The organism is Neolewinella litorea (assembly GCF_004803465.1).
GTDB classification, from domain to species: Bacteria; Bacteroidota; Bacteroidia; order Chitinophagales; family Saprospiraceae; genus Neolewinella; species Neolewinella litorea.
Window position 1 is genome coordinate 73293 of record NZ_SRSF01000003.1, and the last position, 14537, is coordinate 87829.

Genomic DNA, 14537 nt, shown 5'->3' on the forward strand with positions numbered 1-14537 from the left:
GCGTATGCTACAAACGGAAGACCTGCCAGCGGCTCGGCACGTCGATGACGAGCGGGGGCGGTCGGTAATTTTGAAAGCGGCGCAGGGCGGCGTCGCGCAGGTGCAGGGCAAATTCGGGAAACAGCGCGGGCGGGGTGGCAGGCAGTGCCCAGGCCAACGCGGGCAACGGGATCGTTTCGCTGAGTTGGCGATCGTCGTCCCACTGCACGAATTCGTGCTCATCGTCGCAGCAGCCTTTTTTGGCCGGGGCGGCGTGCATGGGGCAAACCGGTGCCTTGACCTTTACCTGCGCCATATCGCAGGGCTGCTCGTCACCGAACAGACTGAGTGACTTGAGCTCCCCCATACAGAAATGGCGGTTCACCGTAACGCCGACGGAGCCGACGAGCATGGTAAAGGCCAGGAAAAGGGGAAGAATTTGGTTCACGTCAGTTAGCTAACGAATTAAGATACAGATAGCTTGTGCATCGGGTTGAAAAGGGGAAGGATAATTGGCGATCGCCGCGGTATTGCGCGTTAATTCACGATTATATGGGTGTTACTGATCCGCGGCGGGTACCGGGCAACCTCAGCACGTGCCGTCCCGAAAACGGTTAAAAAGCCCATTGAGGGCCGCTTGTACTTCCCGCCAGCGTGCCGGATTGATGCAGTAGCTCCGACTGTTTCCGGCGGTGCTACCCACGATGAGGCCGGCATCGCGCAATTCTCCGAGGTGACGGGAAAGGCTGGGCTGGGACAAGTCGATCACCTCGGTCAGGTCCTGGCAAATGCAGCAATCCTGTTCCAGCAAGTGCTCCAGGATGGCGATCCGCGCGGGGTGGCCGAGAGCTTTGTACCATCCGGCCATCTGGAGTTGCGCCTCGGTATAGGCTTCTGTTTTGGTGACGCCCATGACCTAGCAGCAGCCGCTTCCGGGCGTACAGCCGCCCGCGGTGGCGGCGGTGAACGCGGACAGCGAAGTGAATTTTTCAGTGGGTACGCCGCAGGCTTCCCGAGCCAGGCAGTCTGTGACCAGACTGGTCAGTTGAAGTTCGCCATCCCGCTCCTCCAAACCGAACTTTTCAACCGTTACGGCACCCTGGTATTCTACCTCCAGGGGGAGGTCGCCGAGGCCAAGTTTGGCTTCCGCCAGCTCCAGGATGTGAATCAGCTTGCCGGGCGCCAAGCGGTGATCGTAGTCGTCCGCGGCCCAGAGTTGCAGACTGACCGCCCGCTGCCGGCGCAGGGTGCCGCCGCAATCGATGAAGTTTTTGGTCACTTCCCCCACCTCGGTGACGTGGAAATGGCCGGGAACACGCGCGCCGTCCGGCAGCGCAATGGTGAATCGTTCGCGCGACCGCAGGAAATGCTTGAGCTCGGAGACTTTCATGGCAGATATTTTTACAATATAACAATATTGTTATAAATAACCGGTGGTTGTCACTGGGGTTGAATGGTTGCTCAAATTTCTTTTGACTTGCTCTTTACCGGTCGTAGGCCAGTAGGCGCAGGGCATTCAGGACGACGACCATGGTAGAACCTTCGTGGGCCACTACGGCCGGGCCGAGAGTGGCGATGCCGAGCAGGGTGAGGGGAACGAGGATCGCTACCACGCCCAGGCTGATCCACAGGTTTTGCCGGATGATGTGCCTGGCGGCGCGGCTCAGTCCGATGGCAAAGGGCAGGTTGTCGAGGCGGTCGGCCATGAGGGCTACGTCGGCGGTTTCCAGTGCCACGTCGGAACCGGCGGCACCCATGGCTACGCCTACGGTGCTGCTGGCCATGGCGGGCGCATCGTTCACACCATCGCCGATCATGGCTACGCGGCCCTCTTCTTGCTTCAGACGCAGGATGGCGTCCACCTTATCTTCGGGGAGCAGGCTGCCGAGTGGATCGGTGATGCCGATCTCTGCGGCCACGGCGTTGGCCACGCGCTGGTTGTCGCCGGTCAGCATGATCATGCGTTCGATGCCCAGGTCTCTGAGGGCTTCCAGCGTGGGCCGGGCGCTGGGCCGCGCTACATCCATTACGGAAATGATGCCCAGGTATTCCTTCCCGCGGTGCACGATCATGGCCGTATGCCCGGCCGTTTCCAGTTCGGTCATCTGCCGGTCGATTTCGGTAGGCACTTCCGATCCGGTAGTTTCCTGTAGCAGACGGCGATTGCCAATGTGTACCGTTTCGCCCCGGTAGCGGGCCCGGATGCCGCGGGCGGTCAGGGCTTCCAGCTCGCTGGCCTGGTCTTTCACACTGCCGTTCAGTTCGGCCTCGCCGCCCTCCACGATCGCGGCGGCCAGGGGGTGATCACTGAGTTCTTCCACGGCTACGGCGGTGGAGAGCAGGTCTCGCCGGGTAGTGCCGTTGGCGGGCAGGACGGCCGTCAGTTTGGGTTTGCCCTCGGTGAGGGTGCCGGTCTTGTCGAAGGCGATGGCGGTAAGCCCACCCAGGTCTTCGAGCGGCCGTCCGCCCTTTATCAGCACTCCTTTTTGCGCCGCGCGGGCCACGCCGGCGAGTACGGCGCTCGGGGTGGAGATGGCCAGGGCGCAGGGGGAGGCGGCTACCAATACGGCCATGGCGCGATAGAAACTTTCGGCGAAGGTCTCATCCAGTACCAGGAAAGCCAGCAGCAGGACGCTGACGAGCAACAGGACGCTGGGCACGTAATAGCGCTCAAATTTATCGGTCAGGTGCTGGGTCGGTGATTTCTGGTTTTCGGCCTCCTGCACCAGCACTACGAGTTTGGCCAGGGTACTGTCGCGGGCGGGCTTCAGAACGCGGATTTCCAGCACCGAACTGCCGTTGACCGTGCCGGCGAAAGTGCGGTGTTCAGCCGGCAGGGTCGCTAGGTCGAAGGTCCGGTCGGGTTCCGCGACGGGTAGTTTTTCCACCGGTACGCTTTCCCCGGTGATGGCCGACTGATCGACCGCGCTGTTGCCGGTGATCACCACGCCGTCGGCGGGGATCTTACTGTTCGGTTTGACCACCACCACGTCGCCAACTGCCAGCTCTTCCACGTCTACCTCCCGGGTATCGCCGTTCTCGTCGCGGAGCAGTGCGGTGGCCGGCGCCAAGTCCGCCAGGGCGGAAATGGATTTGCGCGCCCGGGCCATGGCGTAGTGTTCCAGTGCGTGACCCAGGCTGAAAAGGAACAAGAGCAATGCGGCTTCTCCCCATTTGCCGAGGGCGGCGGCACCCGCGGCGGCGACGATCATCAGGAAGTCGATCTGGAAGCGTCCGGCGCTCACGCCTTCGTATGCCTCTATAGTGGCGTAGTAGCCACCGAATAGGATAGCGGCCGCAAACAAGCCGATGCTCACGGTTTCGGGGAGGTCCGCGAACAGGACCAACAACAGACCCGCGGCCCAGAACACCCCGCTAGCAATGGCGAAGTAGAGTTCCGTACGCTCGCCCAGCAGACCATGTGCCCCGCCGTGGTCGTGCGCGTCGGATGCGGGGGCTGGAGTGCCGTCCGGACTGGGTGGGGGAGGGTGGGCCATGCTGTTCCTTGGTGGGTGCGGGGTACAACGGTGACCCGGCACGTATTGATCGACGGCCTATACGGTTTTTCGGCTTTCCAGATTCTCCCGCCCGTATTCGGTGAAATAGTGGTGGCCGGTCAGGAAGGCAGCATTCTGTTTGTTCCAGTCCTCGTCACTGACCTCGATGCCCAGTTCGCGTCGCCACTCCTCGCGCAGCATTTCCTGGTAGTGGTCGTAGGTGTTGAAGGAAAGGTGGTACAGGTCAGCGTCGCAGATCACGGCCTCCATTTTCGTTTCGGGGCGCTGGGGCATAGTGGTCACCTCGATACAGCGTAGTACCGATTCGATGCGGGGAGCGGGGTATTTCTCCCCTTCCAGCCAGTCGCGGGCGATTTGCATGCTGACCTGTTCGTGGCCCGTGTAGGTCTTGATGTGGCCGGTATCGTGAAACCAGGCGGCCAGCATAACGATCTCCAGTTCCTCGTCGGTCAGTTGCTCCTCCTGTCCGATCTTCAGGGCACCCTGGGTGACGTTGATCGTATGGTGGAGATTGTGGAACACGCGATCCTTGGGCAACTGGTGAATCAGCAGCTGGGTCACGTAGCGGCCGGCACGGTAGAGGATGGTCCTGCGGTGGTGATTCATGGGTCGGAAGGTGGCGAAACGGAGGGGGTGAACGCGCGGAAAGCCGCTCGTGCGCCCGGACCACTAAAAGTAACACACAATATTAATAGCCTGCATTTTATAGCGTTAACCGGCCCAAACGGAGCGTCTGATCAGGGAATCTTGTCGCCGGCTCCCAAGTTTGGAAATCCTTTCTTACTTTTGCGCCTCAATTGTAACCCCTTCCCTTACTAAGAAGCTCAGATAAATGGCCAACATCGGTAAAGTCCAGCAGGTAATCGGACCCGTCGTCGACGTATCCTTCGCCACCGAAGGCGCCACGCTGCCCGCCATCCTCAACGCCCTAGAGATTACCCGCACGAACGGGGAAACGCTGGTGCTCGAAGTGCAACAGCACCTGGGCGAAGACGCCGTCCGGACCATCGCCATGGATGCCACCGACGGACTGACCCGCGGAATCGACGTGGTTGACACCGGTATCCCCATCGCCATGCCCGTCGGCCCGGCCATTAAAGGACGCCTCTTCAACGTAGTAGGCGAACCGATCGACGGTATGCCCGCCGTGCCGAAGGGAGCCAACGCCCGGCCCATCCACGCCGAGGCCCCCATGTTTGAAAACCTGGCTACCGACCGGGAGCCCCTTTTCACCGGCATCAAGGTGATCGACCTCATCGAACCCTACACCAAGGGTGGCAAGATCGGTCTCTTCGGCGGTGCCGGAGTAGGCAAGACGGTACTCATCCAGGAGCTCATCAACAACATCGCCAAGGGCTACGACGGTATCTCGGTATTCGCCGGGGTAGGAGAGCGTACCCGTGAAGGAAATGACCTGCTGCGCGAAATGATCGAAGCCGGCATTATCCGCTACGGCGATGCCTTCAAGGAGGACATGGAGCATGGCGGCTGGGACCTCAGCAAAGTGGACATGAAGGAACTCGAGCAGTCGAAGGCCACCTTCGTCTTCGGACAGATGAACGAGCCTCCCGGCGCCCGCGCCCGGGTAGCCCTTTCGGGACTGACCATCGCGGAATACTACCGCGATGGCGACCTGAGCGACCCCACCGGCGGTCGCGACATCCTCTTCTTCGTCGACAACATCTTCCGCTTCACCCAGGCCGGTTCGGAAGTATCCGCCCTGCTGGGCCGGATGCCCTCCGCCGTAGGCTACCAGCCCACCCTGGCCACGGAAATGGGTCTGATGCAGGAGCGGATCACCTCCACCAAGCGGGGATCCATCACCTCGGTGCAGGCCGTATACGTTCCCGCGGATGACCTTACCGACCCCGCCCCCGCAACGACCTTCGCTCACCTTGATGCTACCACGGTACTGAACCGGAAGATCGCTTCCCAGGGCATCTACCCCGCCGTAGACCCCCTCGACAGCACCAGCCGGATCCTCGATCCCGCCATCATCGGTGAAGAGCACTACAACACCGCCCAGCGCGTGATCAACATCCTGGCCCGTTACAACGAGCTGCTGGACATCATCGCCATTCTCGGACTCGACGAACTGAGCGAGGAGGACAAACTGGTCGTAAGCCGCGCCCGCCGGGTACAGCGCTTCCTCAGCCAGCCCTTCCACGTAGCTGAGCAATTTACCGGCCTCAAGGGAGTATTCGTCGACATCAAGGATACCATCAAAGGGTTCAACATGATCATCGACGGTGAAGTCGACAAGTACCCCGAAGACGCTTTCAACCTGGTCGGCACCATTGAGGACGCCATCGCCAAGGGAGAAAAGCAACTCGCCGCTAACGTAGCGTAATCAGTACGGCAGTGCCAAAGTACCGTAGTACGATTGTACATAAGTACCGTACTACGGTACTCTGATACCGCCGCAGTCACCGCCCCTCAGACCGTACCGACCCACCGAACGCGACTACTATGAAGATTTCCATCCTCTCCCCCGACCGCACCATCTTCACCGGTAACGTAGCCAGGGTCACCCTGCCCGGAACCGACGGTAGCTTCCAGTTGCTGGACAACCACGCCCCCCTGGTTTCCAGCCTCACGGAAGGTCGCGTAACCATGGTGACGGCCACCGGCGATTACAGTTACTACGATGAGGATAAGAAGGGCATGTCCAAGGACAGCACGCCCAACCGCAGCCTCACCTTCACCATTGATCGCGGATTCGTGGAGGTGCTCAATAACGAGGTGAATCTTCTCGTACAGGGCGCGCGCAACATGCGCTAGGGCACTCGGCCCTCCATTATTCTATTACGGTTTTTCACAGGAGTTCCCTCGCCGGGTAGCCCTTATCTGCGTTGATCCCGGTCAGGGGGTGGCCGAATGTGTGGTCACCGTCACGGGCTTACCAAGGAATTTCAGCACAGCCTCATTGAAGCGCTGCACTTCTTCCAGGTTGCATAGGTGGCCGCAACCCTCCAGCACTACGAGCTGGGCGTGGTGGGCCTGCTTCTTGGCGAAGCGCTCGGCGGCCTCCAGGAACACGTGATCCTGCCCGCCCATGACGATCAAACTTGAGGTGCGCAGCTTGCGCCGGTAGAACCTCTTCACGATGGAAAAGAAGTCGCGGTACAGGCCCAGCCACTTGAGAAACTCACCGGGCGTGAGTTTCTTCGACTGCAAGCGGTAAAGTCGGCGACTGGGCGCGTGGTTCTCCCGCGGCAGCACGATCAGGATGAAGGTGTCGTAAATCCAGCGGAAGGGAACGAAGTAGCTGAGGAACTTCCCGCTGTGTGCGAACAGCCTGATTTTCCAGTCGGCCTTGAACACCCCGCCGGCCATGATCATGGACTCGATGAGTTCGGGGCGGCGGTCGTAAAGCCGCTGCAGTACAATACTGCCCAGCGAAAGGGAGAGGAAGTGTGCGCGGGTCACGCCCACGTGGTCGATGGTGCGCAGCACGTCATCGGTCACGATGTCGAAATCGTAGCTGCTGTACTCGGGCTCCAGGTCCTTGCTGTACCCGTGGTCGCGCATGTCGATCAGCAGGAGATTGAAGAAGGGCTTAAAGGCCTTGACCTGGTGCTTCCAGGTGATGGAGCTGCCCCCGGCGCCGTGAATGAATACCATCCACTCGGCCGGCGCGTCCTGCCGGTAGATCGTGTGGTGTAGAATGCCGGCCGCGCGGACTTTTTGCTCCATAGGGGTACTAACGTCGGACCATCGTTAAGGGTTTGTAAGGTAAAGCCCCGAAAAGCGCCGCTGGTATTAAGCCTACATTAAATCCGGGCCGCAAGCGGGCGCGGCCTAATTCTATGCCTTAAATTCACGGTCGCAAACCGCTGCCAGCCACTGTTTTAGTGCAGCACAAAATTATTCTATCACCCCGTGACCTTTCACCCAAGCAGGATGAGCGATCGTCATCTCCAACTCGCCGTTTTCCGGCTCAACGACATGTGCGTTGGGGTGCAGGAGGGTATGGACCGCTTCCTGCCCACCGCTTCCCTGGAGAAGATGCCCGGCGTGGAAGCCACCTTCACCTGGTTGCGCAAGCGCGGCGTGCGCATTTGCCTGCTTAGCGATTACGACCGCGACGATACGCGGCTCCTGCTGCGCCGCCTGGGGTGGTCGGTCGACGAGACCGGAACGGTACAGGAGATCATCACCCGGCAGTCCGAAAAGGACAATCCGGTGCGTCTGGCCCAGGAGAACGCCGGCCTCGACAGCCCCGGCCTCTGCTTCGTGGCGGCCGATACGCCCCGCCTGCTCGAGCAGGCCTTCGCGGCCCGCGTACATTTCGCCCTGGCCATTTGCAACGGGCGTCACACCTACAATGAACTGGCCGTGGCCCCCCACCACGCCATGCTGGACTCCCTAATCCAGTTGCCCAACTTCTTGCTGCAGCACCTGCCGGCCGCCGGAGAGTGTCCGCCGGCGAAGCCCCGCACTGGTGGTTTCTCCCTGCCCCGCTTGCGCTTGCCCCGTCCGCTATCCAGGCGGTAAACGTTACCTTCGCGGCTGCAAACAGCCGACGTATGAGTTTCTTCAAGAAGTTTTTTACCCCCGAAAAGAAAGAGGACCTCGACAAGGGCCTGGAAAAGACCAAACAGGGATTTTTCAATAAGCTCGGTCGGGCCGTAGCCGGCAAGGACCAGGTGGATGAGGAAGTGCTCGACGAGCTCGAGAGCGTGCTCATCAGCAGCGACGTCGGGCTCGACACCACCATCAAGATCATCGAGCGCATCGAGGCGCGCGTCGCCGAGGAACGTTACCTCAATACCAGTGAGCTGAACGAGATCCTGCGCGACGAAATCGTCAAACTGCTGGCCGAGCAGAACCAGGAAGACTACGACGACTACGAGCTGCCCACCACCGAGCGCCCCGCCATCATCCTGGTCGTCGGCGTCAACGGGGTAGGGAAGACCACCACCATCGGCAAACTTGCCCACCAGTTCCAGCAGCGCGGCCACAAGGTGGTACTCGGGGCGGCCGATACCTTCCGTGCCGCGGCCGTTGACCAACTGGGCATCTGGGCCGAGCGCGTCGGGTGCGACTTCTACAGCAAGGGCATGAACACCGATCCGGCAGCCGTGGCCTACGAGACGGTGCAGTACGCCAAGAAGAACAACTGCGACGTGGCCATCATCGATACGGCCGGTCGCCTCCACACGAAGTTCAATCTGATGAAGGAGCTCTCCAAGATCAAGCGCTCCGTCACCAAAGCCATGCCGGGTGCCCCCCATGAGGTGATGCTCGTACTGGACGCCACCACCGGCCAGAACGCCATTGAGCAGGCCAAGGCCTTCACGGAAGCCACCGAGGTGAACGCCCTCACCCTCACCAAGCTAGACGGCACGGCGAAGGGCGGCGTCGCCATCGGAATCACCGACCAGTTCCGCGTCCCGATCCGCTATATCGGGGTCGGGGAGGGCATCGACCACCTGCAGGTCTTCAACAAACGGGCCTTCGTGGACAGCCTTTTCGGAGATACTTTCTAAATTTTCCGCTTGGGATATCGGGCCGCCGGAGCGCGGGTTCCAGGGTCCGGCAAAGGCGCCAGGGGAGTGGGTACGGGCAATCCGGCTTTGCCACCCTGTGCGGCAGCGCCTGCGGCTGACGCATGCGGCACCGGCGCTCCGCCGCAAAAAAATGATACGGAGCGTCAGTACGTTAGGTTTTACCAAAAGAAAATTATACCTTTGTGCTCGCTTTTTCAGGAGGTAGGCCTCTGGTAATATAAAAAGCGTTCGTAAAGCAAAGAAAACGTATGCCTACAATCAATCAACTAGTGCGGAAGGGCCGCAAGCAGATCAAGGAGTCGAGCAAGTCGCGCGCCCTGGATGCCTGTCCGCAAAAACGCGGCGTCTGTACCCGTGTGTACACCACCACGCCCAAGAAGCCTAACTCCGCCCTGCGGAAGGTGGCTAAAGTGCGTCTTACCAACGGTATCGAGGTGATCGCCTATATCCCCGGTGAAGGACACAACCTCCAAGAACACAGCATCGTGCTGATCCGCGGCGGTCGTGTAAAAGACCTACCCGGTGTGCGCTACACCATCGTACGTGGAGCCCTGGATACGGCCGGCGTTGCCAACCGTAAGCAGGCCCGCTCGAAGTACGGTGCCAAGCGTCCAAAAAAGTAATTAATAAGTAAGAGGTGCACCTCCCAATAGGTGGCCACCGGTCGGGAACGACCATCTGAAGCTAAGCAACAATGCGTAAAAGAAAACCAAAACTCCGGATCGTTACTCCGGACCCCCGCTTCGGGGACACGCTGGTCACCCAGTTCGTTAACAACCTGATGTACTCCGGTAAGAAGAGCACGGCATTCGCCGTCTTCTATGATGCCATGGACATCATCAAGGAACGGATCGCCAACGAAGAGATCGACGAATACGAAGTGTGGAAGCGCGCCATCAACAATGCCATGCCGCAGGTTGAGGTCCGCAGTCGCCGCATCGGCGGTGCTACCTTCCAGATCCCGACCGAGATCCGCGGCAAGCGGAAAATGTCGATCGGCATGAAGTGGCTCGTTCGTTTCGCCCGCCAGCGCAGCGGCAAGGGTTTCGCCGAGAAGCTCGCCGCCGAACTGCTCGCCGCCAGCCGCAACGAAGGACTGGCCGTAAAGCGGAAGGAAGAGACCCACAAGATGGCCGAATCCAACCGTGCCTTTGCCCACTACGGGCGGTAAAATTGACCCCTTTCAATTTTACAACTAAAATTTAAAACTCCCTGCCATGGCAACGGATCTGAAATATACCCGAAACATCGGTATTGCTGCCCACATCGATGCGGGTAAGACCACCACTACCGAACGCATTCTTTACTACACCGGCATCTCCCACAAGATCGGTGAGGTGCACGACGGTGCGGCCACCATGGACTGGATGGAGCAAGAGCAGGAGCGTGGTATCACCATTACTTCGGCCGCTACCCACACCAAGTGGATCTGGAAAGATCAGAGCTATACCTTCAACATCATCGATACCCCCGGCCACGTGGACTTTACCGTAGAGGTGAACCGCTCGCTGCGCGTACTGGATGGTCTGGTATTTCTGTTCTGCGCCGTATCCGGTGTTGAGCCCCAGTCGGAAACCAACTGGCGCCTGGCCAACAACTACAAGGTGCCCCGCATTGGATTCGTCAACAAGATGGACCGTTCGGGCGCTGACTTCTTCGCCGTCGTCAAAGACGTAGAGGAAAAGCTCGGTTCCAAGGCGATCCCCCTGCAGGTACCCATCGGTGCCGAGGAGCGCTTCAAGGGCGTAGTTGACCTGATCACCATGCAGGCCATCGTCTGGAACGAAGAGGACCAGGGCATGACCTTCGAAGTGATCGAAACCCCCGAGGATCTGGTCGAAACCGTTGGTGAGTGGCGCGAGAAGCTGCTCGAAGCCGTAGCCGAATACGACGAAAGCCTGCTGGAAAAGTACTTCGAGGATCCCGAAAGCATCAGCGTAGAGGAGGTCCGCAAGGCTGTCCGCGACGCCGTCACGGATGCCGCCTTCGTACCCATGATGTGCGGTTCCGCCTTCAAGAACAAGGGTGTACAGGCCGTGCTTGACGCCGTCTGTGCTTACCTGCCCAGCCCGATCGACGTACCCCCGATCAAGGGTACCCACCCCGACGATGAGGAGAAGATCCTCACCCGTAAGCCCTCCGTGGACGAGCCCTTCGCCGCGCTGGCCTTCAAGATCGCCACTGACCCCTTCGTGGGCCGCCTGGCCTTCATGCGGGTCTACTCGGGTAAGCTCGAAGCTGGATCCTACGTGAAGAATACCCGCAGCGACTCCAAAGAGCGGATCTCGCGCCTCTACCAGATGCACGCTAACAAGCAGGAAAGCATCGACAGGGTAGAAGCCGGTGACATCGCCGCCGCCGTAGGTTTCAAGGACATCCGCACCGGAGATACCCTGTGTGATGCCGACCACCCCATCGTGCTGGAAAGCATGGTGTTCCCCGACCCCGTGATCGGTGTAGCGGTGGAGCCCAAGACGCAGAAAGACATCGACAAGCTGGGCATGGCCCTGAGTAAACTGGCCGAGGAGGATCCCACCTTCCAGGTCAAGTACGACGAGGACACCAACCAGACCGTCATCAGCGGTATGGGTGAGCTACACCTGGAAATCATCGTGGACCGCCTCAAGCGCGAGTTCAAGGTGGAAGCCAACGTCGGTGCTCCCCAGGTTAACTACAAGGAGGCACTCTTCAATACCGTCACGCACCGTGAGCGCCTGAAGAAGCAGTCCGGTGGTTCGGGTCTGTTCGCCGACATGAGCTTCGACCTCGGCCCCGCCGACGAAGAGTTCCTGGAAAGCGAGGACTTCAAGAGCGGCAAGGAAAGTTTGCAGTTCGTTTGGGACATCGTAGGTGGCTCGATCGACAAGAACTACCAGAAGCCGATCCGCGACGGATTCAAGGCGATGATGAAGAACGGCGTCCTGGCCGGCTACACCATCGACAGCATGAAGGTTCGGGTATTCGACGGTGCCATGCACTCGGTCGACTCCAAGCCGATCGCTTTCGAACTCTGTGCCAAGGAAGGCTTCAAGGCTGCCGCCAATCAGGCCCAGCCCAAGTTGCTCGAACCGATCATGGAAGTGGTCATCATCACCCCGGAGGAATACACCGGTAACGTGATCGGCGACCTCAACCGTCGCCGTGGCCTGCCGAAAGGACAGAACCCCGTGACCGGTGGTGCCGTGCGGATCACCGCCGACGTGCCCCTGAGCGAAATGTTCGGCTACGTCACCGACCTGCGTACCATCACTTCCGGCCGTGCCAACTCCAGCATGACCTTCAGCCACTACGCCGAGGCCCCCCAAGGCGTAGCCAAGGAGATCATTGCCAAAGCTCGCGGCGAGGCTTAAACACTAATCAACCCCGGAGAGAATGCTCTTCGGATCTCAAGGGCTAAAGGCGTAAGGGAGTTTTATCGGGCTAGGCCCGCACTCCTTTACTCCCTTACTCCTTACCATCTTGAAATTTAAAACTGGCATGAATCAGAAAATTCGCATTAAGCTGCGGTCCTACGATCATAACCTGGTAGACAAGTCCACCGAGAAGATCGTCAAGACCGTTAAGAACAGTGGGGCCATTGTAACCGGCCCGATTCCGCTGCCCACCGAGAAAGATATTTACACCGTTCTGCGCTCGCCGCACGTAAATAAGAAATCCCGGGAGCAGTTTCAATTGCGCACCCACAAGCGCCTCATCGAGATCTATACCCCCAACCAAAAGACGGTGGATGCCCTGGCGAAGCTGGAGCTTCCCAGTGGGGTAGACATTCAGGTGAAGCTGACGTAAGCGCTGCTCGCTTGCCGCTTCGGCGGCGGTTGGACCATTATTTAGTTAACTGCTCCTTTCCTCAGTAGGCCGGGAGCATACCGCCCGCTCCCCATCAGCGGGGAAGGCGGATAAATTTAGACCAATGAACGGTATAATTGGTAAGAAAGTCGGGATGACATCCATCTTCGACGATGCGGGCCGCAACGTGGCCTGTACGGTCATTGAGGCCGGACCCTGCGTAGTTACGCAGGTTAAAACTGACGATACGGATCAGTACAACGCCCTGCAGCTGGCCTACGGCGAGCGCAAGGAAAAGAAGACCAGCAAGCAGCTGGCCGGCCACTTCAAGGCCGCAGACACCTCTCCGAAGACCGACGTCATCGAGTTCCGTGACATGAACCTCACCAAGGCGCTGGGCGACACCGTCACCGTCGATGAGGTATTCGTGGAAGGCGACCTCTGTGCTGCCGTCGGTACCAGCAAGGGTAAAGGTTTCCAGGGCGTAGTAAAGCGCCACAACTTCAAGGGCGTAAACGACGCCACCCACGGTCAGCACAACCGCCAACGGGCCCCCGGCTCGATTGGTGCCGCCAGCTACCCCGCCCGCGTTTTCAAGGGCATGCGGATGGCCGGCCGCGACGGTGGTGGAAGGGTCACGATCAAGAACCTTCGGGTACTGAAAGTATTCCCTGACCGCAACCTGATCCTGGTAAAGGGCGCCGTACCCGGACCCAAGGGGGGAACCGTAATTCTTCACAAGTAAGGCACCCGCCACAAAAAACAGATAAACATGAAACTGCAAGTTCATAGTGCAACGGGTGCCGAAACCGGCCGTGAGGTCGAGCTGCCCGAAAACATCTTTGGCATCGCTCCGAACGAGCACGCCGTATACCTGGCCGTCAAGGCCTACCTGGCCGCCCAGCGGCAGGGTACCCACAAGGCCAAGGAGCGCGGCGAAGTAGCCGGTTCCACCAAGAAGCTGCACAAGCAGAAGGGTACCGGTGGATCGCGGAAGGGCGACATCAAGAACCCCCTCTTCCGCAGTGGTGGACGCATCTTCGGCCCCCGCCCCCGTACCTACGGCATCAAGCTCAACAAGCGCGTCAAACTGACCGCCCGGGCTTCCGCACTTTCGGCCAAGGCCGCTGACGGAAAGATCAAACTGGTAGAAGATCTCCAGTTCGATGCCCCGAAGACCAAGGAATTCGTTAAATTCCTGGATGCCGTAAAGGCCACCGAAGGAAAGGTACTGCTGATCACCGCCGAGAACAACGCCAACGTCTTTCGCAGCGGCCGCAACCTGCCCAACAGCACCATCGTCAGTGCCGGTGCCCTAAACACCTACGAAGTAATGCGCGCCTCCACGATCCTCATCGCCGAGGGTGCAATTGATAAACTGAAGGAGCAATTCGCCCCCTTCGAAACCACAACGACCAATGGCTAAGAATATCCTCATCAAGTCGGTAGTTTCGGAAAAGGCCGAGCTACTCAGCGAAAACCAGGAACAGTACACCTTCGTGGTGGACAAATCCGCGAACAAGATTCAGGTCCGCAACGCCGTCGAGGCCCGCTACGGGGTAACCGTAGATTCGGTCAACACGATGAACATGCCGGGCAAGACTAAAAACAGATCGACCAAGTCGGGCGTCATCCGCGGTCGGGTATCCGGTTACAAAAAAGCCGTTATCACCCTGATCGAAGGCGACACCATCGACTTGTACAACGAATATTAAAAACCCCGGTGGGTGGGGAGCAGCGG

The 14537-nt window shown here is 59.5% G+C and carries 17 protein-coding genes; 11 read left to right on the forward strand and 6 right to left on the reverse strand.

Annotated elements, in window-relative coordinates:
- Nucleotides 1-7: 7 nt before the first annotated feature.
- The 5 genes from E4021_RS08640 to E4021_RS08660 all read right to left on the reverse strand — a co-directional run bounded on the left by E4021_RS08640 (nt 8) and on the right by E4021_RS08660 (nt 4103).
- Nucleotides 8-427, reverse strand: coding sequence for an HYC_CC_PP family protein (locus E4021_RS08640; RefSeq protein WP_136458414.1), 420 nt, complete (start codon nt 425-427; stop codon nt 8-10).
- A gap of 141 nt (nt 428-568) precedes the next feature.
- Nucleotides 569-892: an ArsR/SmtB family transcription factor gene (locus tag E4021_RS08645; RefSeq protein WP_136458416.1), complete on the reverse strand. Its 324-nt coding sequence runs from the start codon at nt 890-892 to the stop codon at nt 569-571.
- 3 nt (nt 893-895) lie between these two features.
- A complete protein-coding gene (locus E4021_RS08650; RefSeq protein WP_136458418.1) occupies nt 896-1369 on the reverse strand; it encodes a DUF6428 family protein in 474 nt (157 codons plus the stop codon).
- A gap of 94 nt (nt 1370-1463) precedes the next feature.
- The gene (locus E4021_RS08655; protein WP_136458420.1) at nt 1464-3476 is read right to left on the reverse strand and encodes a heavy metal translocating P-type ATPase; all 2013 of its coding nucleotides are present in this window, start codon (nt 3474-3476) and stop codon (nt 1464-1466) included.
- Between the two features lie 57 nt (nt 3477-3533).
- Complete coding sequence (locus E4021_RS08660) at nt 3534-4103, reverse strand: HD domain-containing protein (RefSeq protein ID WP_136458422.1); 570 nt, start codon at nt 4101-4103, stop codon at nt 3534-3536.
- A gap of 226 nt (nt 4104-4329) precedes the next feature.
- Here E4021_RS08660 and atpD point away from each other — a divergent pair, with 226 nt between their 5' ends.
- Entirely contained in the window at nt 4330-5847 is a 1518-nt protein-coding gene (atpD, locus tag E4021_RS08665; RefSeq protein WP_136458424.1) for a F0F1 ATP synthase subunit beta, read from the forward strand.
- A 119-nt stretch (nt 5848-5966) separates the two neighbouring features.
- On the forward strand, nt 5967-6278 hold the full coding sequence (locus E4021_RS08670; RefSeq protein WP_136458426.1) for a F0F1 ATP synthase subunit epsilon: 312 nt from the start codon (nt 5967-5969) through the stop codon (nt 6276-6278).
- An 81-nt stretch (nt 6279-6359) separates the two neighbouring features.
- Here the strand turns inward: E4021_RS08670 and E4021_RS08675 are convergent, their stop codons facing one another.
- Nucleotides 6360-7193, reverse strand: a complete 834-nt coding sequence (locus E4021_RS08675) for an alpha/beta fold hydrolase (RefSeq protein WP_136458428.1) — start codon at nt 7191-7193, stop codon at nt 6360-6362.
- 207 nt (nt 7194-7400) lie between these two features.
- Here E4021_RS08675 and E4021_RS08680 point away from each other — a divergent pair, with 207 nt between their 5' ends.
- The 9 genes from E4021_RS08680 to rplW all read left to right on the forward strand — a co-directional run bounded on the left by E4021_RS08680 (nt 7401) and on the right by rplW (nt 14511).
- Entirely contained in the window at nt 7401-7994 is a 594-nt protein-coding gene (locus E4021_RS08680; protein ID WP_136458430.1) for an HAD family hydrolase, read from the forward strand.
- A 32-nt stretch (nt 7995-8026) separates the two neighbouring features.
- Entirely contained in the window at nt 8027-8989 is a 963-nt protein-coding gene (gene ftsY, locus E4021_RS08685) for a signal recognition particle-docking protein FtsY (RefSeq protein ID WP_136458432.1), read from the forward strand.
- 269 nt (nt 8990-9258) lie between these two features.
- Nucleotides 9259-9633: a 30S ribosomal protein S12 gene (gene rpsL, locus E4021_RS08690; RefSeq protein ID WP_104419864.1), complete on the forward strand. Its 375-nt coding sequence runs from the start codon at nt 9259-9261 to the stop codon at nt 9631-9633.
- A 71-nt stretch (nt 9634-9704) separates the two neighbouring features.
- A complete protein-coding gene (gene rpsG, locus E4021_RS08695; protein WP_136458434.1) occupies nt 9705-10181 on the forward strand; it encodes a 30S ribosomal protein S7 in 477 nt (158 codons plus the stop codon).
- Nucleotides 10182-10227: 46 nt separating this feature from the next.
- The gene (gene fusA, locus E4021_RS08700; protein ID WP_136458436.1) at nt 10228-12360 is read left to right on the forward strand and encodes an elongation factor G; all 2133 of its coding nucleotides are present in this window, start codon (nt 10228-10230) and stop codon (nt 12358-12360) included.
- A 127-nt stretch (nt 12361-12487) separates the two neighbouring features.
- A complete protein-coding gene (rpsJ, locus tag E4021_RS08705) occupies nt 12488-12796 on the forward strand; it encodes a 30S ribosomal protein S10 (protein ID WP_099106033.1) in 309 nt (102 codons plus the stop codon).
- Between the two features lie 124 nt (nt 12797-12920).
- Nucleotides 12921-13541 carry a 50S ribosomal protein L3 gene (gene rplC / locus E4021_RS08710; protein ID WP_136458438.1) on the forward strand — a complete coding sequence of 207 codons (621 nt, stop codon included), beginning with the start codon at nt 12921-12923 and terminating at the stop codon, nt 13539-13541.
- A gap of 27 nt (nt 13542-13568) precedes the next feature.
- Complete coding sequence (gene rplD, locus E4021_RS08715) at nt 13569-14222, forward strand: 50S ribosomal protein L4 (RefSeq protein ID WP_136458440.1); 654 nt, start codon at nt 13569-13571, stop codon at nt 14220-14222.
- Nucleotides 14215-14511, forward strand: coding sequence for a 50S ribosomal protein L23 (gene rplW / locus E4021_RS08720; protein ID WP_136458441.1), 297 nt, complete (start codon nt 14215-14217; stop codon nt 14509-14511). Before rplD ends, rplW begins: the two co-directional genes overlap by 8 nt.
- Nucleotides 14512-14537: the final 26 nt, after the last annotated feature.